This window comes from Cellulosimicrobium composti (genome assembly GCF_009711085.1).
Lineage (GTDB): Bacteria > Actinomycetota > Actinomycetes > Actinomycetales > Cellulomonadaceae > Cellulosimicrobium > Cellulosimicrobium composti.
Genome location: NZ_WMKA01000002.1, coordinates 1 through 14184, shown reverse-complemented (window position 1 = coordinate 14184; position 14184 = coordinate 1). Strand labels below are relative to the sequence as shown.

The 14184-nt window shown below is 73.9% G+C and carries 17 protein-coding genes and 3 tRNA genes; 12 read left to right on the top strand and 8 right to left on the bottom strand.

The window, feature by feature from the left end; all coding sequences use genetic code 11:
• Positions 1 to 3: 3 nt before the first annotated feature.
• Positions 4 to 1053, bottom strand: a complete 1050-nt coding sequence (locus tag GJV82_RS01035) for a sulfate ABC transporter substrate-binding protein (protein ID WP_155097941.1) — start codon at positions 1051 to 1053, stop codon at positions 4 to 6.
• Between the two features lie 242 nt (positions 1054 to 1295).
• Between GJV82_RS01035 and purF the strand changes: the two genes are divergently transcribed.
• Both purF and purM read left to right on the top strand, forming a co-directional pair.
• A complete protein-coding gene (purF, locus tag GJV82_RS01030; RefSeq protein ID WP_024839014.1) occupies positions 1296 to 2843 on the top strand; it encodes an amidophosphoribosyltransferase in 1548 nt (515 codons plus the stop codon).
• A 59-nt stretch (positions 2844 to 2902) separates the two neighbouring features.
• Positions 2903 to 4033: a phosphoribosylformylglycinamidine cyclo-ligase gene (gene purM, locus GJV82_RS01025; protein ID WP_155097939.1), complete on the top strand. Its 1131-nt coding sequence runs from the start codon at positions 2903 to 2905 to the stop codon at positions 4031 to 4033.
• Positions 4034 to 4266: 233 nt separating this feature from the next.
• On the opposite strand, the gene GJV82_RS01020 is transcribed toward purM, so the two are convergent.
• Entirely contained in the window at positions 4267 to 4476 is a 210-nt protein-coding gene (locus GJV82_RS01020; protein ID WP_024839012.1) for a DUF3073 domain-containing protein, read from the bottom strand.
• 397 nt (positions 4477 to 4873) lie between these two features.
• Between GJV82_RS01020 and GJV82_RS01015 the strand changes: the two genes are divergently transcribed.
• The gene (locus tag GJV82_RS01015) at positions 4874 to 5086 is read left to right on the top strand and encodes a BldC family transcriptional regulator (RefSeq protein WP_024839011.1); all 213 of its coding nucleotides are present in this window, start codon (positions 4874 to 4876) and stop codon (positions 5084 to 5086) included.
• Positions 5087 to 5225: 139 nt separating this feature from the next.
• On the opposite strand, the gene GJV82_RS01010 is transcribed toward GJV82_RS01015, so the two are convergent.
• The 5 genes from GJV82_RS01010 to GJV82_RS00990 all read right to left on the bottom strand — a co-directional run bounded on the left by GJV82_RS01010 (position 5226) and on the right by GJV82_RS00990 (position 6522).
• Entirely contained in the window at positions 5226 to 5534 is a 309-nt protein-coding gene (locus GJV82_RS01010) for a DUF3618 domain-containing protein (protein WP_024839010.1), read from the bottom strand.
• A complete protein-coding gene (locus tag GJV82_RS01005) occupies positions 5531 to 5953 on the bottom strand; it encodes a phage holin family protein (RefSeq protein ID WP_024839009.1) in 423 nt (140 codons plus the stop codon). Before GJV82_RS01005 ends, GJV82_RS01010 begins: the two co-directional genes overlap by 4 nt.
• Before the next feature lie 159 nt (positions 5954 to 6112).
• Positions 6113 to 6185: transfer RNA gene (locus GJV82_RS01000), tRNA-Phe, on the bottom strand.
• A 50-nt stretch (positions 6186 to 6235) separates the two neighbouring features.
• Positions 6236 to 6309, bottom strand: a tRNA-Asp gene (locus tag GJV82_RS00995).
• A gap of 140 nt (positions 6310 to 6449) precedes the next feature.
• A tRNA-Glu gene (locus GJV82_RS00990) sits at positions 6450 to 6522 on the bottom strand.
• A gap of 79 nt (positions 6523 to 6601) precedes the next feature.
• Here GJV82_RS00990 and GJV82_RS00985 point away from each other — a divergent pair.
• The 9 genes from GJV82_RS00985 to GJV82_RS00945 all read left to right on the top strand — a co-directional run bounded on the left by GJV82_RS00985 (position 6602) and on the right by GJV82_RS00945 (position 13628).
• A complete protein-coding gene (locus GJV82_RS00985; protein ID WP_115943517.1) occupies positions 6602 to 6946 on the top strand; it encodes a metallopeptidase family protein in 345 nt (114 codons plus the stop codon).
• A gap of 40 nt (positions 6947 to 6986) precedes the next feature.
• The gene (locus tag GJV82_RS00980) at positions 6987 to 7304 is read left to right on the top strand and encodes an ArsR/SmtB family transcription factor (RefSeq protein WP_024839007.1); all 318 of its coding nucleotides are present in this window, start codon (positions 6987 to 6989) and stop codon (positions 7302 to 7304) included.
• A gap of 98 nt (positions 7305 to 7402) precedes the next feature.
• Positions 7403 to 8326 (top strand): cation diffusion facilitator family transporter, encoded by a 924-nt coding sequence (locus GJV82_RS00975; protein ID WP_155097938.1) that lies wholly within the window; start codon positions 7403 to 7405, stop codon positions 8324 to 8326.
• 70 nt (positions 8327 to 8396) lie between these two features.
• Positions 8397 to 9416 carry a UDP-glucose 4-epimerase GalE gene (galE, locus tag GJV82_RS00970; protein ID WP_024839005.1) on the top strand — a complete coding sequence of 340 codons (1020 nt, stop codon included), beginning with the start codon at positions 8397 to 8399 and terminating at the stop codon, positions 9414 to 9416.
• An 88-nt stretch (positions 9417 to 9504) separates the two neighbouring features.
• Positions 9505 to 10419: a phytoene/squalene synthase family protein gene (locus GJV82_RS19775; protein ID WP_155097937.1), complete on the top strand. Its 915-nt coding sequence runs from the start codon at positions 9505 to 9507 to the stop codon at positions 10417 to 10419.
• The gene (gene crtI / locus GJV82_RS00960; protein ID WP_318657141.1) at positions 10416 to 12086 is read left to right on the top strand and encodes a phytoene desaturase family protein; all 1671 of its coding nucleotides are present in this window, start codon (positions 10416 to 10418) and stop codon (positions 12084 to 12086) included. Before GJV82_RS19775 ends, crtI begins: the two co-directional genes overlap by 4 nt.
• Positions 12083 to 12424: a lycopene cyclase domain-containing protein gene (locus tag GJV82_RS00955; protein WP_162289049.1), complete on the top strand. Its 342-nt coding sequence runs from the start codon at positions 12083 to 12085 to the stop codon at positions 12422 to 12424. The genes crtI and GJV82_RS00955 overlap by 4 nt, the downstream gene beginning before the upstream one ends.
• Positions 12421 to 12762, top strand: coding sequence for a lycopene cyclase domain-containing protein (locus GJV82_RS20370; RefSeq protein WP_115941903.1), 342 nt, complete (start codon positions 12421 to 12423; stop codon positions 12760 to 12762). The genes GJV82_RS00955 and GJV82_RS20370 overlap by 4 nt, the downstream gene beginning before the upstream one ends.
• On the top strand, positions 12759 to 13628 hold the full coding sequence (locus tag GJV82_RS00945) for a prenyltransferase (RefSeq protein WP_115941904.1): 870 nt from the start codon (positions 12759 to 12761) through the stop codon (positions 13626 to 13628). The genes GJV82_RS20370 and GJV82_RS00945 overlap by 4 nt, the downstream gene beginning before the upstream one ends.
• Before the next feature lie 101 nt (positions 13629 to 13729).
• Here GJV82_RS00945 and GJV82_RS00940 read toward each other — a convergent pair.
• A partial coding sequence (locus tag GJV82_RS00940; protein WP_196217160.1) for a M15 family metallopeptidase occupies positions 13730 to 14184 on the bottom strand: 455 nt, incomplete at its 5' end.

The following is a 14184-nucleotide window of genomic DNA, read 5'->3' as shown; positions in this document are numbered from 1 at the left end:
GGGTCACTGCTTCCCGGTCTCGGTCTGGACCTTCGTCACGATGCCCTCGTCGCCGAAGAACTTCTCGTTCGCGGCGGGCCAGCCGCCGAAGTCGTCGGCGATCGTGAGGAGCGTCGGCACCGCCGGGAACGGCTCGCTCGGGTCGTTGGCGCCCTCGACCTCGACGTCGAGGTCGCCCGTGAGCGGGCGGAAGCCCTTGCTCGCGAACGCGGCCTGGCCCTCGGGCGTGAGGACGAAGTCGAGGTAGCTCTGCGCGCGCGGGTCCGCGTCGACGGTCACCGCGGCGGGGTTCTCGATGAGGAGCGTCTGGTCGGGGACGACGTAGTCGAACGTCTCGCCGTTCTGCCGCGCGAGGATCGCCTCGTTCTCGTAGGAGATCAGGACGTCGCCCGTGCCCGCGGTGAAGGCGGTCGTCGCGTCGCGGCCGCCGCCGGGAAGCGCGACGGCGTTCGTGAAGAACTTCCGCAGGAACTCGGTCGCGTCCTCCTCCGTGCCGCCGTTCGCGATGACGCTGCCCCAGCCGGCGAGGATGTTCCACCGGGCGGAGCCGGACGAGCCGGGGTTGGGCGTGACGATCTCGATGCCGGGCTGGACGATGTCCTCCCAGGTCCGGATGTTCTTCGGGTTGCCCTCACGCACGACGAGCACGACGACCGACTGGCTGACGATGCCCTGGTGCTCGCCCGCGTTCCAGTCCTCGGCGACGATCCCGGCGTCGACGAGGCGCGTGACGTCGCCCTCGAGCGAGAAGTGCACGTAGTCGGCCTCGAGGCCGTCCGCGACGGCGCGGCTCTGGTCCCCGGAGGGGCCGTACGACGTCTCCCACGTGACGCCCTGGCCGTCCTCCGTCTCGGCCCACAGCTCCTGGGCCGCGTCGTTGCCCGCCTTGGGCACGGCGAACCCGACGAGCGAGAGCGTCGTGGGCTCGACGGAGCCGTCGCCGCCCGCGTCGCCGCCGGACCCGTCGACGGCGGTCGGCGCGCACGCGGTGAGGACCAGGGAGGTGGCTGCCGCGGCAGCCGCGAGGGTGATCGTCGTCCGGAGGCGTCGCATGGTGTCGTCCTTCGTCGGGGCCCGGAGGGTCCGGGGGAGCGGTCGGGGTCCCGGTCCGCGGCGTGATAGTGGACTGCCGCGGTCGGGTAAGTCGAGATTCAAGCGCGGCATTCCCACCCTCCGAAACCCCCGACCGACTGCTGGGACGACGTAACGCCACCGTGAACGGCGCCGCCGGGCGCAGGTGTCCACCTGAGCACGCGCTTCGGTCCGGGCGTGCCTGCTGTGGGACACTGAGGTACGTGGCCCCCCGCGGAGATGGACTTCTCAACCACGACCTCATGCCCGGCGAGAAAGGCCCCCAGGACGCCTGCGGCGTCTTCGGTGTCTGGGCGCCCGGCGAGGAGGTCGCCAAGCTCGCCTACTTCGGTCTGTACGCGCTGCAGCACCGAGGCCAGGAGTCGGCCGGCATCGCCACCAGCAACGGTGAGCAGATCCTGGTCTACAAGGACATGGGACTCGTCTCCCAGGTGTTCGACGAGACGGCGCTCAACGCCCTGACGGGGCACATCGCCGTCGGTCACTGCCGGTACTCGACGACGGGCGGCGTGACCTGGGAGAACGCCCAGCCGACGCTCGGCGCGACGGCGTCCGGGACGGTGGCCCTCGGCCACAACGGCAACCTCACCAACTCCGCCGAGCTCGTCAACCTCGTCGCCGAGCGCTACGGCAGCCAGCGTCGCGGCGAGCTCGCGCGCGGCAACACCACGGACACCGCGCTCGTCACCGCGCTGCTCGCGGGCGACGCCGACCACACGCTCGAGGCGACGGCTCTCGAGGTGCTCCCGCGCCTGCGCGGCGCGTTCTCGCTCGTCTTCATGGACGAGCGCACCCTCTACGCGGCACGCGACCCGCAGGGCGTGCGCCCGCTCGTCCTCGGCCGCCTGGAGCGCGGGTGGGTCGTCGCGAGCGAGACGCCGGCGCTCGACATCGTCGGCGCGTCCTACGTGCGCGAGGTCGAGCCGGGCGAGCTCATCGCGATCGATGCCGACGGCCTGCGATCGCAGCGCTTCGCCCCCGCCGAGCGCGCCGGGTGCGTCTTCGAGTACGTCTACCTCGCGCGCCCCGACACGACGATCAACGGCCGCTCGGTGCACGCCGCGCGCGTCGAGATGGGCCGCCAGCTCGCGCGCGAGCACCCCGTCGACGCGGACCTCGTCATCCCGGTGCCCGAGTCCGGCACGCCCGCCGCGGTGGGCTACGCGGCCGAGTCCGGCATCCCGTTCGGGCAGGGCCTCACCAAGAACGCCTACGTGGGCCGCACGTTCATCCAGCCGTCGGACACCCTGCGCCAGCTCGGCATCCGCCTCAAGCTCAACCCGTTGCGCGACGTCATCCGCGGCAAGCGCCTCGTGGTCGTCGACGACTCGATCGTGCGCGGCAACACCCAGCGCGCGCTCGTGCGCATGCTGCGCGAGGCCGGGGCGGCCGAGGTGCACGTGCGCATCAGCTCCCCGCCGGTCAAGTGGCCGTGCTTCTACGGCATCGACTTCGCGTCGCGCGCCGAGCTCATCGCGAACGGGCTGTCGCCCGACGAGATCGGCCAGTCGCTCGGCGCCGACACCCTCGGGTACATCTCGACGGAGGGCATGATCGCGGCGACCGAGCAGCCGTCGTCGCAGCTGTGCACCGCGTGCTTCACGGGCAAGTACCCCATCGAGCTGCCGCCGGACGACCAGCTCGGCAAGCACCTCCTCGAGCAGGCCGAGCTCCCGCTCGGCGCGCCCGAGGACGGCCTGCGCAGCCTGTCCGTCTCCGCGGGCGGCTCCGGCGCACTCCAGCACCCCTGACCACCTCACCTGCACGACCACCGGCGCGCGCGCCGCGACGAACCCTTGGAGCCGACACGATGACTGCCGACGCGCCCCGGACGGGCCTCACCTACGCCGCCGCGGGCGTCGACACCGAGGCCGGTGACAAGGCCGTCGAGCTCATGAAGGACGCCGTGCGCCGCACGCACGGTCCCCAGGTGCTCGGCGGCGTCGGCGGCTTCGCCGGGCTGTACGACTTCTCCGAGGTCGCGACCTACCGCCGCCCGCTCCTCGCGACGTCGACCGACGGCGTCGGCACCAAGGTCGCGATCGCGCAGGCGCTCGACGTGCACGACACGATCGGCTTCGACCTCGTCGGCATGGTCGTGGACGACATCGTCGTGGTGGGCGCGAAGCCGCTCTTCATGACCGACTACATCGCGTGCGGCAAGGTCGTGCCCGAGCGCATCGCCGGGATCGTCCGCGGCATCGCGGCGGCCTGCGAGGTCGCCGGGACGGCGCTCGTCGGCGGCGAGACCGCCGAGCACCCGGGCCTGCTCGGCCAGGACGAGTACGACGTCGCGGGCGCCGCGACCGGCGTCGTCGAGGCGGACGCGCTGCTCGGCCCGGACCGCGTGCGCGCGGGCGACGTCCTCGTCGCCATGGCGTCCTCGGGCCTGCACTCGAACGGCTACTCGCTCGTGCGCGCGGTGCTCCAGCACGCCGGCTGGGGGCTCGAGCGCCACGTCGACGAGCTCGGGCGGACGATCGGCGAGGAGCTCCTCACGCCGACCCGCGTCTACGCGAGCGACTGCCTGGCGCTCGCCGCGGACGACGCCGCCCAGGTGCACGCGTTCACGCACGTCACGGGCGGCGGCCTCGCGGCCAACCTCGCGCGCGTGCTGCCCGCCGGGCTCGTCGGGGTAGTCGAACGCGCGAGCTGGGACGTCCCGCCGGTGTTCCGCCTCGTCCGCGAGCTGGGCGACGTGCCGCGCGGGGACCTCGAGAGCACGCTCAACCTCGGTGTCGGCATGGTCGCCGTCGTCGGGGCGGACGGCGTCGACGCCGCCCTCGCGCGGTGCGCGGCGCTGGGCGTGCCCGCCTGGGTGCTCGGCTCGGTCGAGGCGCTCGACGCGGCCGCGACCGACGTCGCGGACGGCGACCTCGTGGCGGGGACGAAGGGCGTCCAGGCCGGGGCCGTGCGCCTCGTCGGCGACTACAGGGCCTGACGCCCGCGGGGTCGGCGGGTCGCGCCGGCCCCGCGCCCCGCGCTCAGCGGTCGACGCGGACGACGGTCGGCGCGGACGCGGGTCGACGCGGACGCGCAGGGTGGCGGTCGGCGCGTGCTCGCGGCGCGGTCACCGGCCCCCGACATGACGGCGCCGCCGCCTGCAGGGCAGGCGACGGCGCAGCCGGGGTCGTGCGTCCGCGGGACCGCGGAAGAGAGGTGGTCGACGAACCGTCAGCGGTCGTCGGACCAGTCGTTGTAGCGCTGGTCGTAGCGCTCGAGGTCGTCCGACGACTCGGCGCCGAAGCGCGAGTCCGTCACGACATCCGTGTGGCTGTGACCGGTGAGCTCACGCTCGAGCGCACTGTAGTTCGTCTCGGGGCTGTAGTACTTCAGCGCGCGAGCGACCTTGGTCTGCTTTGCCTTCTGACGGCCGCGGCCCATGGCTCCGACCCCCTCAACGTAGAAGCGGGGCGGCTACGTGCTCAGACGTGCGGCCCCGGGGTGTAGTTTCGTCTGTTCAGGGTCCAACGGTACATGGTCCGGGCCTATTCCATCCACTCAGGAGCCCGGCCGGAGCCCCGGACGTGCCTGTCGTCACAGAGTCTCCACGCGCCGAGGGACCGGCGGGCGGTTGCGGTCCCGCGTGCCGGCGTCGGGAACACGTCCGTATGCCGCACGGACGCCTATCCGGCCGTTCCGACCCATAGACCGCCTAATTCACCCGTCCGTCAAGTCGCCCGAAATCCGCATGCTGCGACAATGGAGGGTACTGGCGTCGTGCTGTCGTCGTGATCCGGGGCATGAGCCGGACCAGCGCGTACCAGGAGGAGGTGTCGTGATGTCCATGCACGGAGAGTCCGAGGTTCTGCTCACGCCCGCCGAGGTCGCCAGCCTGTTCCGCGTCGACCCCAAGACGGTCACCCGCTGGGCGAAGGCCGGAAAGCTCTCGTCCATCCGCACGCTCGGTGGACACCGCCGCTACCGCGAGTCGGAGGTGCGTGCGCTCCTCGGCGCCGCGAGCGAGCCCGCCGAGGGCACCGACAAGTCCTGATCCGCCGCGCCGCGCCGCGCCGCGCCGCCCGCGCGGCGGCGCGACGGCGGACGGGGAGGACGCGGCGGGCCGGTCACCGGCCCGCGCGGAGAGAGACACGGGCCGAGCGGCCCGATGTGCGCGCCCCGACGAGGGCGCGCTACGACCGGCGGCGGAGCACGGCCGCGGCGACGAGCGCCGCGCCCGCCACGACGGCACCCAGCAGCAGCTTGACGTTGCGCGAGCGGTCCGGGTCCTCCTCCGGCAGCCCGCCGCCGCTGAGGAACGTGCCCGTGTCCGAGGCGGCCTGCTTCGCCTGGTGCGCGGCCTGCTTGGCCTGGACGCGCGGGTCCAGGCGCGTCGTGAGCTCGTCGATCGTCCCGGCGAGCTCGGCCCGCGTGCGGGCGATCTCGTCCTCGAGCTGGGACTGGGACAGCTGGGGCGTCGGAGCCCCGTCGGATCCGCTCACGAGCGCAGTCCTTCCTTGATGGTCGCCACGTCTTCCTTGATGCCCTCGACCGCGCCGGTCGGGGTGGGCGGCACGCCGCGCTGCAGCTGCTTGACGCCGACGAACGCGAGCGTACCTGCGACGAGCACGAGCGCGAGCCCCACGATCAGCGCCGCGAGCCAGAGGGGCATCACGGTCGCCAGGCCCTCCATCGCGGAATGGAGGAGGAACCCGAGGCCGTACAGGACGAGCACCCCGCCCACGACGAGCATGCCGATGCCGATGCCGGCGTGCTTGGCCTTGGTCGCGAGCTCGGCCTTCGCGAGCGCGATCTCCGACCGGACGAGGCGGGTCGCCTGCTCGGACAGCCGCTCGACGAGCTGCCCGACCGTCGGCTTCTGCTCCTCGGGCGGGATGCGCCCGTCGATCCAGTCGCTCATCTCTCCGCCTTTCCGCAGGTGACCCCACCACTCAACCGGGACCCGCGGCGGCGCGCAACTTCCCGGGGGCCGACGGTGGGCCGGGGCGCGCGGCGCGGTGGGGCGGCGTCGGGGGAGACCAGAAGACCCCCGCCCGGATCCCGGACGGGGGTCTCTCGGTGGCTCCGACCGGCGTCGATCCGGTGACCTTTCGATTTTCAGTCGAACGCTCTACCAACTGAGCTACAGAGCCATGGGGGAAGAGCCCGGCCGGCCGATGCCGACCGGGCTCTTCGCCTCACGCGACCCTGACGGGACTTGAACCCGCGACCTCCGCCGTGACAGGGCGGCGCGCTAACCAACTGCGCTACAGGGCCTTGCTTCTTCAGCGTGGAACACCCTAACACCCGTTCACCGGGGGTTGTGGCGGCCCGCTTTCGAACCGAGAGGATCGTACCGTACCGATGAGCCGATCCGTAAATCCGCTGGTGGCCACCGGTCCCGGGTCGAGCTCGCGTACCCCCAACGGGATTCGAACCCGTGCTACCGCCGTGAAAGGGCGGGGTCCTAGGCCGCTAGACGATGGGGGCTCAGAACGTCGGCCAGTGTACAGCCGTGCCCGCGTCGTGGTCCCGCGCGGGACCGGGGGAGGATGGTCGCGTGGTGGAGATGACGCGGGCCGAGTTCGAGGACGCCGTGCGGGACGGGCTGGACCTCGTCCCGGAGGACCTCGCGGCGCAGATGGACAACGTCGTGGTGCTCGTCGAGGACGACGCGCCCGCGGACGACCCCGACCTCCTCGGCCTCTACGAGGGCGTGCCGCTCACCGAGCGCGACCACCTGTGGGCGGCCGGCTCGCTGCCCGACCGCATCACGATCTTCCGCAACCCGACCCTCGCGATCTGCGAGACGCGCGAGGACGTCGTCGAGGAGGTCGCCGTCACGGTCGTCCACGAGATCGCGCACCACTTCGGCATCGACGACGACCGCCTGCACGAGCTCGGCTGGGGCTGAGCGCGGGCGCGGCGCGACGGCGGCTCGCTACGATCGACGCGTGACGACGAGCGCCGCGAGCGACCCCGCCCACGCCGGCGCGCACGACCACGAGGCGGTCGCCCGCCTCCTCCACGCGCTCGCGGAGCCGAGCCGCCTCGCGATCGTGCACCTGCTCGCGCGCGACGAGCGCCGGGTGGTCGACCTCACGCGCGAGCTCGGGCTCGCGCAGTCCACGGTCTCCGCCCATCTCACGACGCTGCGCGACGCCGGCGTCGTCGGGGTCCGGCGCGAGGGCCGCTCCTCCTGGTACCGCCTCGCGCGGCCCGAGGTCGCCCACCTGCTCGCGGACGCCGAGCACGTCGCCCTCGCGCCCTGACGCCCGGCGGACCCCGGGTGGCCGACCTCACCCCGGGCACCCTGGAAAACATCGGTGACTGGCGATATCATCGATAACTGCCGATGAATGGAGGGCCGATGGGAACCGGTCACGACCACGGTGCGGGGGGCGCCGCGCCCGACCACCGCGCGCGGCTCGGGGTCGCCTTCGGGATCACGGCGACGATCCTCGTCGCGCAGGCCGTCGGGGCGGTCCTCACGGGCAGCCTCGCGCTCCTCACCGACACCGCGCACATGCTCACCGACTCCACCGGCCTGCTCGTCGCGCTCGTCGCCGTGTCGCTCGCGCTGCGACCCGCGACCAAGCGGCGCACGTGGGGTTTCCGCCGGGTCGAGGTGCTCGCGGCGCTCGCGCAGGCGGCGCTCCTGCTCGCGGTCGGCGTGTACGCGGTCGTCGAGGGCGTCCGTCGGCTCGTCGCGCCGCCCGAGGTGCCCTCGTCCGAGCTGCTCGTGTTCGGCGTCGTCGGGCTCGTGGGGAACGTGGTCGCGATCGCGGTGCTCGCGTCGGGCCGCCGCGCGAACCTCAACCTGCGGGCCGCGTTCCTCGAGGTCGTCAACGACGCGCTCGGGTCGGTCGGGGTCGTCGTCGCGGCCGTCGTCATCGCGACGACCGGGTACCAGCGGGCCGACACGATCGCCGCCCTCGTCATCGCCGCGCTCATCGTCCCGCGCGCGTTCCGGCTCCTGCGCGAGGCGACGGCCGTGCTCATGGAGTTCACGCCCGAGGGGCTCGACCTCGACGACGTCCGGGCGCACATCCTCTCGCTCGACCACGTGGAGGACGTGCACGACCTGCACGCCTCGACCGTGGCGACCGGCCTGCCGACGATCTCCGCGCACGTCGTCGTGGACGACGCGTGCTTCCGCGACGGGCACGCGCTCGAGATCGTCGAGCGGGTGCGCACGTGCGTCGCGCACCACTTCCCCGTCTCGGTCGAGCACTCGACGTTCCAGCTCGAGACGGCGGCCCTGCGCGACCGCGAGGCGCACGGCCACGCGTAGCGACGGCGAGGCCGCGGACCGTCGCGCCGCCTGCCGCCGGGAGCCCTCGCCGCCCCACTAGGGTGGGGCCATGACGATCCTCGTGACCGGCGGAGCCGGGTACATCGGCGCGCACGTGGTGCGCCTCCTGCAGGAGCGCGGCGAGAAGGTGGTCGTGGTCGACGACCTCAGCACCGGCCGTGCCGACCGCGTCGGCGACGCGACGCTCGTCCAGGTCGACGTGGCCTCGCCCGAGGCCGTGGACGTCCTGACGCGCGCGCTCACCGAGCACGAGGTCCGGGCCGTGATCCACTTCGCGGCGCGCAAGCAGGTGGGCGAGTCGGTCGAGAAGCCGGCCTGGTACTACCAGCAGAACGTCGGCGGCTTCACGAACCTCGTCACGGCGATGCAGGCGGCGGGCGTGGACCGACTCGTGTTCTCGTCGTCGGCCGCGACGTACGGCATGCCGTCGGTCTCGCTCGTCGAGGAGAAGCTGCACGCCGAGCCGATCAACCCGTACGGCGAGACGAAGCTCGTCGGCGAGTGGCTCGGCCGCGCGGCCGGCCGGTCCTGGGGGCTGCGGTTCGTCGCGCTGCGCTACTTCAACGTCGCGGGCGCGGGCTGGCCGGAGCTCGGCGACCCGGCGGTGCTCAACCTCGTGCCGATGGTCCTCGACCGGCTCGAGCGCGGCGAGCGCCCCAAGGTCTTCGGCGACGACTACCCGACGCCGGACGGCACGTGCATCCGCGACTACATCCACGTGCTCGACCTCGCGCAGGCGCACCTCGCGGCGCTGGAGTATCTCGACGTCGCCGAGCGCCCGTTCGACGTGTTCAACGTCGGCACCGGCCAGGGCTCGTCGGTGCGCGAGGTCATCGACGAGATCGGGCGCGTGAGCGGGCTCGACGTCACGCCGGAGGTCCTGCCGCGCCGCGCGGGCGACCCGCCGCAGCTCGTGGGCGACCCGCGTCGCATCAACGAGCTCTTCGGGTGGCGCGCGACGAAGGGGCTGCCGGAGATCATCGGGTCGGCGTGGGAGGCGTGGCAGGCGGGTCCCCGTCGCATCGACCGCGCACCCGGTGCGACGGCCGGGTCCGCTCCCGAGATGTGAGGGTCGCCGTCTCGTGCGACCCTACGTTCCTCAGCATGCTGAGTAATGGCCGGGGAGGTGCCCCGGTGACGGGAGACGGGACGACGACGTGGGCGACGAGAGCGACCCTGGACGGCTGTACGACCTGACCGCCGCACGCACGAGCCGCGTGGTGCTCGCCGCGTACTCGACCTCGTTCGGGCTCGGCGCGCGGCTCCTCGACGCGCCGACCCGTGCCGGGATCGACGCGGTCTACGGGCTCGTGCGCATCGCGGACGAGGTCGTGGACACACGACGGGGCGACGGCGCCGCCGACCTCCTCGACGAGCTCGAGGCCGAGACGGGTCGCGCCCTCGAACGCGGGTGGTCGACCAACCTCGTCGTCCACGCGTTCGCCCTCACCGCGCGCCGGTGCGGGTTCGGCCACGCCGAGGTCGACCCGTTCTTCGCGTCGATGCGCACCGACCTCACGGTGCGCGTGCACGACCGCGAGAGCTACGAGCGGTACGTGTACGGCTCCGCGGAGGTCGTCGGCCTCATGTGCCTCGCGGTCTTCCTCAACGCCCGCCGCCGCCCCGGCGAGCCCCTGCGCGTGCCCGACACGGTGCTCGTGCGGGGCGCCCGGGCGCTCGGCGCCGCGTTCCAGAAGATCAACTTCCTGCGCGACCTGCGCACCGACCACGACGAGCTCGGGCGCGCGTACCTCCCCGGGGTCGTGCCCGGCCGGCTGCGCCGCCGGGACGTCGAGGCGTTCTGCCGCGAGGTCGAGGCGGACCTCGCCGCCGCCCGGGCCGCGCTGCCCGGCCTCCCGGTGCGTCCGCGCATCGCCGTCGCCGCGACCGTCGCGGTGTACGAGCGGCTCCTCGCGCGCCTCGCCGCGACGCCGCCCGAGGACATCCTGCGCGCGCGCGTGCGCGTGCCGGACACGATGAAGGTCGCGCTCGCGGCGCGCGCCGCCGGCGGCCAGCTCCTCGGGCACGTCGCGTCCGCCCGTTCCCCGCGGCCCCGGAAGGTGCTCGCGTGAGGGCACCGCGCGTCGCCGTCGTCGGAGGAGGGATCGCCGGGCTCGCCACCGCCGCGCTGCTCGCGCGCGGGGGAGCGCGCGTCACGCTGCTGGAGCGCCACGACGTCGTGGGCGGCCGCGCGGGCACGCTCGAGGTCGACGGCTTCCGCTTCGACACCGGCCCGTCCTGGTACTTCATGCCCGAGGTCTTCGAGCACTTCTTCGCGCTGCTCGGCGCGCGCGTCGAGGACCACCTCGACCTCGTGCCGCTCGACCCCGCCTACCGCGTGTTCTTCGAGCCCGACGGCGACGCCCCGGCGCCGGCGTTCGAGCTCTCGGCGAGCCCCGGCGTGAACCGCGCGCGGTTCGACGCGATCGAGCCCGGCGCGGGCGCGCGCCTCGCGGCGTACGCGGCCGACGCGAGCGAGGCGTACGGCCTCGCGCTCGACCACTTCCTCTACACGACGTTCGAGCGACCCGACCGGGCCCTGTCCCCGTCGGTCCTGCGCCGCCTCCCGCGGCTGGCCGGGCTGCTGCGCGAGAGCCTCGCCGACCGCGCCGCGCGCGCCGTCGACGACCCACGGCTCCGCCAGCTCCTCGGCTACCACGCCGTGTTCCTCGGATCCTCGCCGTACCGGGCGCCCGCGCTCTACTCCCTCATGAGCCACCTCGACCTCGTCGACGGCGTGCAGTACCCGCGCGGCGGCATGCACACGCTCGTCGAGGCCGTCGAGCGGCTCGCGCGCGCCGAGGGCGTCGAGGTCCGCACGGGCGCCGACGTCGCCGAGATCGAGGTCGCGCCCGGCACGCGACGCCGCGGCCGGGTCACGGGCGTGCGCCTCGCGTCGGGCGAGCGCGTCGCGGCGGACGTCGTCGTCTCGGCCGCGGACCGGCACCACACGGAGACCGTGCTGCTCGCGCCGCACCGGGCAGACCTGCCCGCTGCCGCGTGGGAGCAGAAGGGCCCCGGGATCTCCGCGCTCCTCGTGCTCGCGGGGGTGCGCGGCGAGCTGCCCGAGCTCGCCCACCACTCGCTGTTCTTCACGGGCGACTGGCCGGCCAACTTCGACGCCGTGCTCGGCACGGACGGGCCCAGCGACCCCCGCGGCCTGCGGGTGCCCGACCCGGCGTCGCTGTACGTGTCGCGGACGTCCGCGACGGACGGACCGTCGTCGTCCGCCCCCGCGGCGCCGCCCGGCCACGAGAACCTCTTCGTGCTCGTCCCGTTCCCCGCCGACCCGACGCTCGGTGCCGACGCCGAGTCGCAGCGCTTGCTCGAGGCGCTCGCGGACCGCTACCTCGCGCAGGTCGGCCGCTGGGCGGGCGTCCCCGACCTGCCGGGGCGGGTCGTCACGCGGCGCGTCCTCGGCCCGGCCCACTTCGCGACCGAGCTCTCGTCGTGGCGCGGGAGCGCGCTCGGCATGGAGCACACGCTGCGGCAGTCCGCGCTGTGGCGCCCGGGGAACGCGTCCCGCCGTGTCGACGGGCTCTACCACGCCGGGGGTGGCACGATCCCGGGCGTGGGACTCCCGATGTGCCTCATCAGCGCCGAGCTCGTCGCCAAGCGGCTGCTCGGCGAGACCTCGGCGCGCCCGCTGCCCGCCCCGCTGCGCGAGGGCTTCCTCGCGGCGAGCCGGCGACCCGAGCGGCTGCACCCGTCGGGGGCGCCGGCGGTGGTCCGCCGGTGACCGGTCTCGCCTACCTCGCGGCGCTCGCCGTGTCGCTCGGCGGCCTCGCCGTGCTCGACCGCCGCTTCCGGCTCGCGTTCTGGGCGGACCCGCGCCGCGCGGGCCTCACCGTGGGCCTGGGCGTCGTCGGCTTCCTCGCGTGGGACGTCGCGGGGCTCGCGCTCGGCATCTTCGCGCGCGGCGAGAGCCCCTGGATGACGGGCCTCCTGCTCGCGCCCGACCTGCCCGTCGAGGAGGCGGTCTTCCTGACGCTCCTGTGCTACAACGCGCTGCTCGTGTGGCGGGGTGCCGAGCACGTCCTCGCCGCGCGCCGCGCCCGGGCGGGGGGCGACGCGTGACGAACATCGTGCTCAACGCGGTCGTCCTCGCGCTGCTCGTCGTCGTGTCCTGGCGCGTGCTGCGCCGGCTGCGTCCCGGGCCGCTCGTGTGGACGGCCGTCGTGCTGTGCGTGCTCACCCTCGTGTTCGACACGCTCATGATCGCGGCCGACCTCTACGTGTTCGACCCGGGGAAGATCCTCGGCGTCTACCTGTGGGGCGCGCCGCTCGAGGACTTCGCGTACGCGCTCGCCGCCGCGCTCGGGATGCCCGTGCTGTGGACCGTGCTCGGCGACCGCGGCCGGGCACGCGCCGCCGGCGGCGGTCCGCGCGACCGGGCCGACGAGGACGCCCGGTGAGGGCGGTGCTCGCCGCGTCGCGGCCGTTCTCGTGGATCAACACCGCCTACCCCTTCGCCGCGGGCTACCTCGTCGCGACGGGGGGCCGGGTCGACGTCGCGCTCGTCGTCGGCACGCTCTACTTCCTCGTGCCCTACAACCTGCTCATGTACGGCGTGAACGACGTGTTCGACTACGCGAGCGACCTGCGCAACCCGCGCAAGGGCGGGATCGAGGGCGCGCTGGCCGACCCCGCGACCGCGCGGGTCACGCACCGGCGCATCCTGCGCGCGTGCGTGGCGACGAACGTGCCGTTCCTCGTCGCGCTGCTGCTGCTCGGCGACCCGCTCGCCGGGGTCGTGCTCGCGCTCGTGGTGCTCGGCGTCGTCGCGTACTCGGCGCCGGGCCTGCGGTTCAAGGAGCGCCCGTTCCTCGACTCGTTCACGTCGGCGATGCACTTCGCCGGGCCGCTGCTGTACGCGCTCGTCCTCGTGGACGCCGACCTCGCCGCGCGCTCGGTCTGGCCGGTCCTCGTCGGCTTCGTCCTGTGGGGCATGGCCTCGCACGCGTTCGGCGCGGTGCAGGACGTCCGTGCGGACCGCGAGGGCGGGATCGCGTCCGTCGCGACGGCGGTCGGCGCGCACGCGACGGTGCTCGGCGCGGCCGCCGCGTACGTCGCCGCCGCGGCCGTGCTCGCGGTCCTGCCGTGGCCGGGCGTCCTGGCGGCGCTCCTGCCGATCCCGTACGCCGTCAACGTGCTGCGGTTCCGCGACGTGCGCGACGACGACTGCGAGCGTGCGAACGCCGGGTGGCGCACGTTCCTGTGGCTCAACCTCGTCACGGGTTTCCTCGTGACGATGCTGCTCATCGCGGGCGCCCTCGTCTGACGCGCCGCCCGGCCGCGCCGCGTCCCGTCGGAACGTGCGGGGACGACGACGGCCCCGGCCCGCGAGGTCGTCGCGGTGCCGGGGCCGTCGAGGGCGCACGGTCAGGAGATGTCGCCGTACTCCCAGTGCCAGGGCTCGTTCTTGTTGCCCCCGGCGCGAGCCCACTCGGGGTTGTCCCACCCGTGGGCCGGCGCGTTGGCGCGCATCCACTCGTACTGCGCGGTGCCGTAGCTCTGGATGCCTCCGCCCAGGTCGAGCGCGAGCGCCCAGCCGTGGTTCGACATCCCGGGCGGCGCCGCGAAGTAGCCGCGGGACGCCTTCACGGCGACCTGCGACGCGTAGGAGCGGTAGGAGTCCGTCACGGACAGGTTCGCGCCGAACGTCTCCTTGTACTTCGCGTTGAGCGCCTCGATCTGGTGCGCGGCGTCGCAGCGGAGCTGCTCGCCGGCCGCGAAGGACAGCTCGCACAGCGCGTCCGCGGGGATCTGCCCGTTGCCGAAGCCCGCCGTGGACGTGGCCCACCGGTCGAGCTGGGCGGCGATCTCCGCGGGCGACG